Genomic DNA, 11,002 nt, shown 5'->3' on the forward strand with positions numbered 1-11,002 from the left:
CACGCCGGGCCTTCGGCCCTCATGAGTCCGCACAATCAGCCGACAGTGAAGTTCAACGGCCCCCACCCCTTCCGCATTCGCCCAGAGCAACATCCTCCAGCACACCCGCGCCTCCAGCACAGCCTGATTCCACGTTCTTGGACAAATTTAGTCTCAATTTACCGTACTGGACACATTCAAGACGATGACTCTGCGTCGCCAGGACAGCCGTTAACCCGTTCGGGGTAATTGCTAATCCCTTCACAGAGACAGAGTTTCGCCCCTTTCTCGACGATCATGCTGCGCACTCACACCGCCCTGTTGCTGGCCGGAGCCGCCCTCGGTTCCCAGGTCTCCGCTGCCACCTCGCCCCCGGTCAAGGTGGAGTTCAACCGGGATATCCGGCCGCTCCTCGCCGACGCCTGCTTCCATTGCCACGGACCCGACCCCGGCACGCGCAAGGCGGGACTTCGCCTGGACACGGAGGCTGGTTTCTTCACGCCCTCCGAACCCGGAGCCAGCCCCACCATCATCAAGAACGACCCGGAAAAGAGCCCGCTCTACCAGCGCCTCACCACGACGGATACGGATGACATCATGCCGCCGCCGGAGTCGCACAAGACGCTGAAGCCGGAGCAGATCGCCCTCCTGCGCCAGTGGATCGCAGAAGGCGCGCCCTGGCAGCCGCACTGGTCCTTCATCACTCCCACCCTGCCCGCGCAGCCAGAGGTGCAGCAGAAGGACTGGGTGCGCAATCCCATCGATACCTTTGTCCTCGCTGCTCTGGAGCAAAAGGGCCTCACCCCCGCGCCCGAAGCGGACCGCCACACGCTGGCCCGTCGCGCTGCGCTGGACATCACCGGCCTGCCGCCCGAGCCCGCCGAGCTGGAAACCTTTCTCAAAGACACGGCCCCCGATGCTTATGAGCAGTACGTGGACCGTCTCATGAAGTCTGAGCGCTATGGTGAGCACCGCGCCCGCTACTGGCTGGACGCCGCCCGCTATGCCGACACGCACGGCCTGCACTTCGACAAGTACCGCGAGATGTGGCCCTACCGGGACTGGGTGGTTCAATCCTTTAACCGCAACCAGCCCTTCGACCAGTTCACCGTCGAGCAGCTCGCAGGCGACCTCCTGCCCAATCCCACGGAGAGCCAGCTCATCGCCACCGGCCTGCAGCGTTGCAACATCACCACCAACGAAGGCGGCACCATCGATGAGGAAAACCTCGCCAACTACGCGGCCGACCGCGTACAGACGCTGGGCTGGATCTACATGGGTCTCACGGCCAACTGCAGCCAGTGCCATGACCATAAGTTCGATCCGATAACTCAGAAGGACTACTACGCGCTCGCCGCCTTCTTCCGCAACACCACGCAGGGTCCCAAGGACGGCAACGTCAAGGACAGCGGCCCCATCCTGGTGCTGCCTGAGGCCAAGGACCGCCCCCGTTGGGACGTCCTGCCACAGGAGATTGCCAGCGCGACAACCCAGCGCGACACGCGCAAAGGCGCCGCCAAGCCTGAATTCGAAGCCTGGCTGGCCTCGGCCAAGCCTGAGTCGCTCGACGCGGACATCCCGGCGGAAGGCCTCATCGCCCACGTGCCGCTCAACGAAGGCGTAGGCAGCGAGGTCACCGGCATTTGCGGAGCCTCCACCAAGTTCCGCGCCACCGGCGAGGTCGCGTGGCGTCCCGATGGCAAGATTGGCCCCGCCCCCGTCATGAAGCTCGGCGGCACCTTCGACCTCGGTCCGGAAGGCGACTTCGAGAAGTCCGACGGCTTCAGCTACGGAGGCTGGATCCGCGCGGGCCGCGCCGGAGTCTATGGCGGCATCATTGCCAAGATGGATGAGAAGGACGCCTACAAGGGCTGGGACCTCTTCCAGGCGGACCGCAGCCTTGCCGTGCACATCGTCAGCAACTGGCCCGGCGACGCCCTCAAGGTCTCCACGAAGAAGCCCGTGCTCAAGCCCGGCCAGTGGCAGCACGTCATGGTCACCTATGACGGCACCAGCAAGGCCGGCGGCGTAAAGATCTACATCGATGGCGTGATGGAGCCGCTCAAGACGGACACCGACGCCCTTCAGGGCAGCATCCGCACCAGCACGCATCTCCGCGTGGGCCAGCGCAGCGGGAACCAGGTCTTTGACGGCGGCAGCCTCCAGGACGTGCGCGTGTACAAGCGCGCCCTCACCGTGACCGAGATTCAAGCCCTGCACAGCACCGGGCCCCTTCGCGCCACGCTGGCCGCCACGGCGACCAACCGCACCCCGGCTCAGCAGAATGCCCTGTACGACTACTACCTGAACACGCGTGACGCGGAGTACAAGCTCGCCTCCACCACGCTCCAGAAGCTGGATGCCGAGCGCACTGCCATCCGCGGCCGCAGTGCCGTTACCCACATTCAGGAAGAGAAGAAGAACAGCCCCGCCATGGCCAACATCCTCATGCGTGGCCAGTACGATCAAGTGGGCGCGCCCGTCGAGGCTGCCGTCCCCGTCGCCCTGGGCAAGCTGGGTGAGAACGCTCCCAAGAACCGCCTGGGCCTCGCCGAGTGGTTGGTTCGTGCCGATAACCCGCTCACCACCCGCGTCACGGTGAACCGCTTCTGGCAGGAACTCTTTGGCCAGGGTCTGGTGAAGACGCCGGATGACTTCGGCATCATGGGCGCTGCCCCCACCCACCCCGAACTGCTCGACTGGCTGGCCGTGGATTTCCGCGAGCACGGCTGGGATGTGAAGCGCTTCTACCGTCAGATGCTCACCTCCGCCACCTACCGCCAAGCGTCCCTGACCACCCCGGTGAAGTTGGAGAAAGATCGCGACAACGCCTTCGTCTCCCGCGGACCCCGCTTCCGCATGGATGCGGAGATGGTGCGTGACTACGCCCTCGCCGCCAGCAGCACGCTCTCACCCCGCATGGGCGGCCCCGGCACCAAGCCGTATCAGCCGGAGAACATCTGGGAAGTCGTCGGCCTCGGCACGGAGAAGTACTCCCAGGATCAAGGAGAGAACCTCTACCGCCGCACCCTCTACAACTTCTGGAAGCGCATGGCCCCCTCTCCCAACATGGAGACCTTCAACGCGCCCAACCGCGAAGTCAGCTGCGTGCGCCGCGACCGCACCAACACCCCCCTCCAGGCCCTGGTCACGCTCAACGATCCCCAGTTCGTCGAAGCCGCCCGCAGCCTCGCGCAGCACACCCTCACCACCTCGGGCACCGATCGCGATGCCGCCCTGCGTTACATCTCTACCCGCCTCCTCAGCCGCGAACTCCGCCCTGAAGAAGCCGCCATCGTCATCGCCAGCCTGGAAGACCTGACCTCCCACTACAAGGCCAACCCCGCCGATGCCAAAGCCCTCCTCGAAGTCGGCGAGTCCAAACTCGACCCCGCCCTCGACCCCACCGCCCTCGCCGCCTGGACCATGCTCTGCAACCAGATGATGAACCTTGATGAGGTGCTGAATAAGTAGCCAGTTAAAAGTAGAAAGTTAAGAGTGAAAAGTTAGCTCCAAAACCAGCAACGCCCCCTCGCTCTTAACTTCCCCACTTATCACTTTTTACTTCCCACTTTTCACTTCTCCCGCCTTCCCCCTATGTCCCTTCTCGCAGACCACACCCTCTTCGAAACCCGCCGCCAGTTCTTCGCTCGAGGAAAGAACGCCCTGGGCTACGCGGCTCTGACCAGCCTGCTGGGCGAAGGTCTGGCGCGGCAGGCGTCTGCCAGCAGTTCCGGCGGGGCAGCTGGTGGCATGGGGCCGCACTTCGCCCCCAAGGCCAAGCGCGTGATCTATCTCCACATGGTCGGAGGTCCTTCCCAGATGGACCTTTTCGACTACAAGCCGGGCATGCGCGAGTGGTATGACAAGGATCTGCCGGCCAGCATTCGCAATGGGCAGCGCCTCACCACGATGACCAGCGGACAGGCGCGTTTCCCCATCGCGCCGTCCAAGTACCAGTTCTCCCAGGTGGGCAAGTGCGGCATGTGGCTGAACACCGAGCTGCTGCCCCATCTTGGCAACTGCGCGGATGACATCTGCTGGATGCGCAGCCTCCACACGGAGGCGATCAACCACGAGCCCGCCATCACGGCGATGCAGACCGGCAACCAGATCACCGGTCGCCCCTGCCTTGGCTCCTGGGCCTCCTACGGACTGGGCAGCATGAACGAGAACCTGCCTTCCTTCGTCGTGATGGTCGCCACACCGACCAATCGCGAGCAGGAGCAGGCCATCTCCTCCCGCCTCTGGTCCAGCGGCTTCCTGCCCGGCGAGCACGCGGGCGTCTCCTTCCGCAGCAAGGGCGATCCCATCCTCTTCATCAACAACCCGCCCGGCGTGCCCAGCTCCGTGCGCCGTCGCACGCTCGATGGTCTGAATGCGCTCAATGAGCTGAACTACAACCTCGTCGGCGATCCGGAGACGCACACGCGCATCAAGCAGTATGAGATGGCCTTCCGCATGCAGGCCAGCGTGCCGGAACTGACGGACATCAGCAAGGAGCCCGATCACATCTACAAGCTCTATGGCGAAGAAGCCCGCAAGCCCGGCACCTTTGCCAACAGCGTCCTCATGGCCCGCCGCCTGACTGAGCGCGGCGTGCGTTTCGTCCAGATCTACCACAACAACTGGGACCATCACTCCAATGTGAACGGCCGCATGCCTGCCCAGTGCAAAGACGTCGATCAACCTTGCGCCGCGCTCATCCGCGATCTCAAACAGCGCGGCATGTTCGATGACACCCTCATCATCTGGGGCGGCGAGTTCGGCCGCACCATCTACAGCCAGGGCGGCCTCACCATGACCAACTACGGTCGCGATCACCACCCGCGCTGCTTCAGCATGTGGATGGCCGGGGGCGGTGCCGCCGGTGGCCACATTCACGGGGAGACGGACGAGTTCAGCTACAACATCGTGAAGGACCCGCTCCACATCCGCGACTTCCACGCCACCATCCTGAACCTGCTGGGTTACAACCACGACCGCTTCACCTTCAAGTTCCAGGGCCTCGATTCCAAGCTCACCGGCGTGGAGCCTGCTCATGTGGTGAAGCAATTGATCGCCTGAGCCTGATCTTGATCCTGACGCGCCTCAGGTGAACAGAACTTCAGCAGAGATTTCGGTGCCTTCGCACCGGGATTCTGGTACACTCATATTCCCATGTTCCAGCACCCTGAGGACTATGCGTACGTGAGCCTGCTCGAGGGCCATTGGGAAAAGGTTCAGGCAGAAGCCCTCCGGCTCGATCTAGACCATTTCACGAGCTGGCCGGAGAAATTCCTCTACGACTCCGGTTGGCGCGTCTTCGGCCTCTATGGCTTTGGCCGCAAGCTCGAGCGCAACTGCGACCTCTGTCCGGCAACCACCGCCCTCATCGAGCAGATCGACGGCCTCGTCACCGCAGGCTTCTCCAAACTGGAGCCCCGCACCCACATCCGGGCCCACTGCGGCTACACCAACCAGGTCCTCCGCTGCCATCTCCCGCTCAAAGTCCCCGCCCTGGGCCGGTGCGAACTGCGCGTCGGTCACGACGTCCGCCCCTGGCAACTCGGCCGCTGTTTCGTCTTTGACGACACCACCGAGCACGAAGCCTGGAACGACACCGAGGAAGATCGCATCGTCCTGCTCATGGACGTGAAACGCGATCCCAAGTCTGGCGATGTGAAAGTACCCGAAGGACTGCTCGAGGAGTTCAAGTTGAAGTGAGGTGAGGCGGCAGACGGCGTGCATGAGAATTCTCACACGAAGGCACGAAGGCACAAAGCTTCATGTAGGGAGTCGGGAGTTTCGTCCCCGATCCATCTGCCGGGTAAAGCCACCCTCTGCCCACCCAACGCCGACGTAAGGAGAACCGACTAACCGGCGAGTTTTGGGGTGGTCGCCATGGAACCGACGCCTTCCACGCGTTCAGTCGAAGCTCTTCCTCGAAGAGGATTCGGCTACAAGCCCAACGTTGACGACCTTCCAGCGAGTCTACGTTGGGTATGGGGTGTTGGAGATTGCTACTTTGAAGGAGTTGCGGCGGTCTGAGTGCCTTTCGCGTCCAAGGTTCCTTGGCAGAACGGATCAGTCGCACGCGGTTGAGATAGGCGCCAAGGAACCGACTCTGGTTCAGCCCCCAGCAAGTCCCCTCAGAGGATTTGGGCCTGAAAGGCCCACAGAGCCCAGCCCAGGGGCGAAGGCCACGAAGTGGACGCAGACCCTGGGTACCTCCAAAAGAGGATGATCAGGTGGGAAGGCCGAAAGCACCTGCTTCCTCCCCACCGCTATCAACACCTCCACGTCGGTTGGATCTGATGTCATGCGCTGACTGACGTTCGCGGCAAGATGCCGCAAACAGTACGCGGGATGCGTGCTCTCCCCGAGCTTCCCAGGCACAAGCCATTTGAGGCCTGTCACCCTCCGCTCCCCACCGAAGGTTCGAGCACCACACAGGACTCCCGAAAGCGGCGATTCTCGCCGCACTCCACAGATGTTTCGCATCCAGGTGTTGTTTCCAAGATCGCTCGAAGCTCGTGCTACTGCCCTGCAACATCGAAGGCTCTCAACTCTCCCATCTACGCATCATCCTTCTCCACCTGAGCGCGCAGCGCTTTTGGGACTGCGGCGAGAATCGCCGCTTTCGCGCCCCTTGTGATCCCCTATCACCCACCCGCACTCAGCAGCGCCCCATCGCCGCCGCCCCCACCACTTACCGACCTACCACTCACCGCTTACCGGACCTACACAGGCGTCTTCCCCTTGCCGCCCTTGCCCTTCCCTGCCGGCCGGTTCGTCCACTCCTCCTTGCTCAGCTTCCCATCGCGATCCTTGTCCCACCGGGCAAAGCGCTTCTCCGCCTTGGCCTCGTTCTTCTTGGCGAACTTTGTCACCTTGAACTCGTCCTTGGTCACAAACCCGTCCTTGTCCGCATCGACTTTGCCAAACCGCTTTTCCAGCTTGGCCTTCACCACCGCGGGATCTTTCGTCTTCTTATCCGCTTTGGAATTGGCATCGGCAGTCGCCGTGGGGCTGGCCTGGACGAGCACGGCGGTCAAAGCCACCGCAACAAAAGTAAGGATCGTTTTCATGGAGTCAGAGTACTTGGGGTTTAAAACAACACCGGGACGCCTCAACTGGATCTCCCCAAAGGAGCCCAGCGACCGCATCCTTCTCCCTTAGTCGTTCCCGACCCTCACCTTATTCATCCCCATCTCCTCCAGCCCTTACCTACCTACCTCTTACCATTCACCGCTTACCGCCTACCGCCCTCTCCTTCCTACACCCCCACCGATCCGTAGCCACTGCCCCGGGAGCAATGCTCATAGAGATGCCCGCAGACTTCATGTGCGGCGATGCTGCTGGACTTCGGCAGCTTGGGCAGATCCCCGATCAACACCGGCCAGTCCTGCGGATCCTCCGGCATGCGCCCGTGCGATCCCTTTACCAGACTTGCATCCAGCGGGATGACGTCAAACAGCGTCCGGATCCGCAATGACTTCAAGGCCAGCTTCCACGCCAGTTTCAGCTTGGGGAACTTCAGCGCCGGATCGAGGAACAACTCCACCGGGTCATAGCCGCACTTGCGATGGATGTCCACGCAGCGGGCAAAGTCCGGCGCCATCCGGTCATCCAGCCAGTAATAATAGGTGAACCAGCTCCGGAAATCCGAGACTGCCACCAAGTCGCCACTGCGTTCGTGATCCAGGCCGGTGAAGAACTTTTCCTGCTTGCCCAGCACCTGCTGCACGCCGGTCACGCCTTCCAGGAAGGTCCGCACCTCAGAGACCATCCCGGGATCATTCACATAGATGTGCGCCACTTGATGGTCCGCGATCGCAAACACCTTGCTCCCGCCCAGATCCAACGTCTCGGTGCCCAGTTCGTCTTTGATCGACAGCCAGCCCTTCTCCCGGAACAGGCGATTCAGGTGCACGGGCCGGTCCACATCGGTGATGCCATATTCAGAGAGCAGCACCACCTTGATGCCCCGCTGTTCATAGAAGCGGATCAGATCCCCCACCACGTCATCGATCTCGTGCAGCGCCTTGGAGATCTTCTCCATGTCCAGCCCGTAGCGCTGCAGATCATAGTCCAGATGCGGCAGGTAAACCAGGGAGAGGCTGGGCCAGCACTTCTCCTCCACCCACTTCGCAGAGGCCGCGATCCACTCCGTGCTCCGGACGCTGGAGGCCGGACCCCAAAAATGTGGGAACGGGAACGCCCCCAGATCCTTCTTGATCCGGTCCCGCATGCCCATCGGTTGCGTGTGCACGTCGAAGACCTTCCGCCCATCCGCCGGGTAGAGCGGTCGCGGCGTGATCGCGTAGTCCACCGTGGAGTACATGTTGTACCACCAGAAGAGCTTCGCACACGTGAACTCCGGGTCCACCCGGCGCAGCGCATCCCAGATCTTCTCCCCCGCCACGAGCCGGTTGCTCTGCTTCCAGAAGCGGTGCTCGGCATACTCGCGGTCATACCACCCGTTCGCCACCGCCCCGTGATCCCGCGGCGGCCGCCCGGTGACATAGGTGCTCTGGGCCGTGCAGGTCACGGCCGGCAGGGTCGGCTGCACCCGGGCGATCCGGTTCCGCTCCATGAACTGCCGGATGCTCGGCGTCGCATCGCAGATCAGCCTCGGGGTCAAACCGACAACATTAAGGATGGCCGTGCGCTGCATGATATTCGTGAAGGATCAATCGCCGGAAACGTCACCGGCTGAACGGGAAACTTCAAACCTCCCGGCCCAGTCCGCAAGCGCTGATGCACCCCAAACCGACAGCAAGGCTGAAATTCCGGTCATGATGAGGGGCTCTCCTACACTACGAGCCAGCCCGCATCACCTACTCGCGCACGCGGCGGCCCAGGCCCCCTAGTGCAACCAGCCCGCCAGCAGCACCACCACGTAGAGCGCCTTGCACGCAGCATGCAGGCACTGGTCCGTGTGGAAGTTGATCTTCCGCTCGCACTTGGCGGCATCCAGCAGAAAGTGCAGCACCAGCTCTGCCGCAGCAAAGAGCACCCTGCCAGTGATCAACCAAACGAACCCGGCATGGATCAGGCAGTGCGCCAGCAGGCAGTGAATCCAGAGCCCCTTGGGCTGGGCTTGCGCACCGCTGGCCCGGAAATGCCGGTTCTTGTGCAGGGCCAGGTACTCGCCCTGCAGCGGATAGTCCGCAAGCGCGTGCCCGATCAGAAGTGCAAACAGAAGATTGAATCCTCCACCCAACGTCGTGGGCGACTGCGCGAGATCCAGCATGGTCCCATTCATTTCACTGGCAATAGTTGATGGCAATATAATTTCATCTATCTACCGCTGAAATTGCATTACAAAAAAGAGGCGGGCATGACGCCCGCCTCCCTTGAATTCCCAAGAAACTGGAACGTCCGGTCAGATCTGCCCCATCATGGAGACCTTTTCGTTGGTCTCACGCAGACGGCGGCTCAGCGTGCTGGAGATGCCGATGAGCAGGTGGGAGGCCGGCAGCGGGCTCACGTTCATGAAGTCTTCCAGGCTCTGGCGGTCGATGCGCCAGACTTGGGAAAACTCGATCGCCGTCACCGTGGCACTGGCCAGGCCGGGGTGGAAGATGTTGATTTCCCCGATGGTCTCACCCACGCCAATGCGGCCCAGCAGGACCTGGCGACCGGAGCGCACGGTGGAGGCATGCAGCGTGCCGCCAATCACAAAATACAGCGAGTTCTGCTGACGGCCTTCTTCGATAAGGACCTGGCGCTCATGTACTGGCAGGAATTCACCGTAGCTGCTCAGCAGCAGGCGGTCGTCGTCGCCCAGGGGTTCAATGATACCTTTGGCGGGCAGTTCGGGACGGGAAAAATCGGTACTCATGATGTTCTATATGAATGCGTGAAAACCGGGCGTATTTTTGCAGAGGATGTTCCGGAGAGGCAAGAAAAGAAAAGAATAGTGTCCGCTGAAATACCGGGCCGTGCTCCTGAGTAGGTATTTTCCGGCCATTTCATCGCCGGGAGCCGGTCCATGTCTGAAATTTCAGCGTCTTTAATGCCACACCTGTCTTTATTGAACGGGTGCACGCCGAAATTTCTCTGGATTTCGACGTGAACCTATTCACAGTCCCGCCTCCGAACTCAAGTCCAGTGACCCAAGCATAGCCAAACCAACTCATTCCGAGCCATGTCCGACAACAACCAAGAGAAAAGCTCCTTTGCCTTTATTTTTGCCAACCTGCTGCTCCGCCTTTGGATTGCCCTCCGTTTGATCGCTGCCGGTGTCGACAAGTTCCGCGCGGGCGCTGGCAAAGACGCCACGTTCAGCCTGCAAAATTATGAGACCAAGATGGGCAACATTGCGAAGCTCACCTACGAAAAAGGCTTCCTTCCTGAGAAGCTCTGCGCTCTGTATGCCAAGCCTCTCGGTTACATTCTCGTGGTGGTGGGCGTCTGGGTCCTCCTTGGTCTTTTCACTGAGCTCGGCCTCCTCGCCGCTGGTCTCACCTTCCTTTCCCTCGCCATCGGTCTGGCCACCCTTCCTGATGACACGGAAGTGCTCTTCATCGGCGTGCACATCCTGATCGTGGCCGCCGCCCTCGTCACCAACAAGGCGAACAAGATCTCCCTCGACGGCCTGCTCTTCCGCAAGCGCAACGACGACTAATCCTCCGGGCAGGCCTGTTACCCTGCCGGTCTTCTGATTCGTTGAAGTATGAATTCCTCCCTTCCCTCTTCCCAACCAGCCTCCGGGCTGAACCGGTTCATGGACCGTCGCGGATTCGTCCGGACCTCCGTGCACGCTGGTGCTGGTGCCCTCCTGCTCACGAGCAAGAGCGCCATCGCCCAGCAGACCTCCCCAGACCGCGTCATCAAGTGCGCCCTCATTGGTTGCGGCGCCCAGGGTGAGCGTCTCCGCGCCTCCGCTGCTGACGTCGGCGTTCAGTGGGTCGCCGTTTGCGATATCTGGCCCTATCCCCGCACCCCCATGGGGCGCAAGATGGGCTACGACAACAAGAAGCGCGGCTATGACGCCGCTGTCGCGGAATTCGCTGACGTGGGTGAAATGCTCGCC

At 61.8% G+C, this 11,002-nt stretch carries 8 protein-coding genes and 1 pseudogene; 5 read left to right on the plus strand and 4 right to left on the minus strand.

Annotation, left to right across the window (positions count from 1 at the left end; all coding sequences use genetic code 11):
• Positions 1-276: 276 nt before the first annotated feature.
• The 3 genes from BV106_RS24100 (at position 277) to BV106_RS24110 (ending at position 5,685) form a co-directional block, all read left to right on the plus strand.
• Positions 277-3,453, plus strand: coding sequence for a DUF1553 domain-containing protein (locus BV106_RS24100; protein WP_038169053.1), 3,177 nt, complete (start codon positions 277-279; stop codon positions 3,451-3,453).
• Between the two features lie 123 nt (positions 3,454-3,576).
• Positions 3,577-5,046 carry a DUF1501 domain-containing protein gene (locus BV106_RS24105; RefSeq protein ID WP_038169054.1) on the plus strand — a complete coding sequence of 490 codons (1,470 nt, stop codon included), beginning with the start codon at positions 3,577-3,579 and terminating at the stop codon, positions 5,044-5,046.
• A 93-nt stretch (positions 5,047-5,139) separates the two neighbouring features.
• Positions 5,140-5,685 carry an aspartyl/asparaginyl beta-hydroxylase domain-containing protein gene (locus BV106_RS24110; protein ID WP_038169055.1) on the plus strand — a complete coding sequence of 182 codons (546 nt, stop codon included), beginning with the start codon at positions 5,140-5,142 and terminating at the stop codon, positions 5,683-5,685.
• 1,016 nt (positions 5,686-6,701) lie between these two features.
• Here the strand turns inward: BV106_RS24110 and BV106_RS24115 are convergent.
• The 4 genes from BV106_RS24115 to BV106_RS24130 all read right to left on the minus strand — a co-directional run bounded on the left by BV106_RS24115 (position 6,702) and on the right by BV106_RS24130 (position 9,808).
• Entirely contained in the window at positions 6,702-7,049 is a 348-nt protein-coding gene (locus BV106_RS24115; RefSeq protein WP_038169056.1) for an EF-hand domain-containing protein, read from the minus strand.
• 188 nt (positions 7,050-7,237) lie between these two features.
• Entirely contained in the window at positions 7,238-8,638 is a 1,401-nt protein-coding gene (locus tag BV106_RS24120) for a nucleotide pyrophosphatase/phosphodiesterase family protein (RefSeq protein ID WP_038169057.1), read from the minus strand.
• Positions 8,639-8,830: 192 nt separating this feature from the next.
• Positions 8,831-9,217 carry a DUF3307 domain-containing protein gene (locus BV106_RS24125; protein WP_063767988.1) on the minus strand — a complete coding sequence of 129 codons (387 nt, stop codon included), beginning with the start codon at positions 9,215-9,217 and terminating at the stop codon, positions 8,831-8,833.
• Positions 9,218-9,349: 132 nt separating this feature from the next.
• A complete protein-coding gene (locus BV106_RS24130) occupies positions 9,350-9,808 on the minus strand; it encodes a Crp/Fnr family transcriptional regulator (RefSeq protein ID WP_038169058.1) in 459 nt (152 codons plus the stop codon).
• Between the two features lie 306 nt (positions 9,809-10,114).
• Here BV106_RS24130 and BV106_RS24135 point away from each other — a divergent pair, with 306 nt between their 5' ends.
• On the plus strand, positions 10,115-10,594 hold the full coding sequence (locus BV106_RS24135) for a TQO small subunit DoxD (RefSeq protein ID WP_038169059.1): 480 nt from the start codon (positions 10,115-10,117) through the stop codon (positions 10,592-10,594).
• A gap of 48 nt (positions 10,595-10,642) precedes the next feature.
• Positions 10,643-11,002: pseudogene (locus BV106_RS24140) on the plus strand (hypothetical protein); the annotation flags it as partial.

Origin of the sequence: Verrucomicrobium sp. BvORR106 (assembly GCF_000739655.1) — a bacterium.
In the GTDB taxonomy this organism is placed as follows: domain Bacteria; phylum Verrucomicrobiota; class Verrucomicrobiia; order Verrucomicrobiales; family Verrucomicrobiaceae; genus Verrucomicrobium.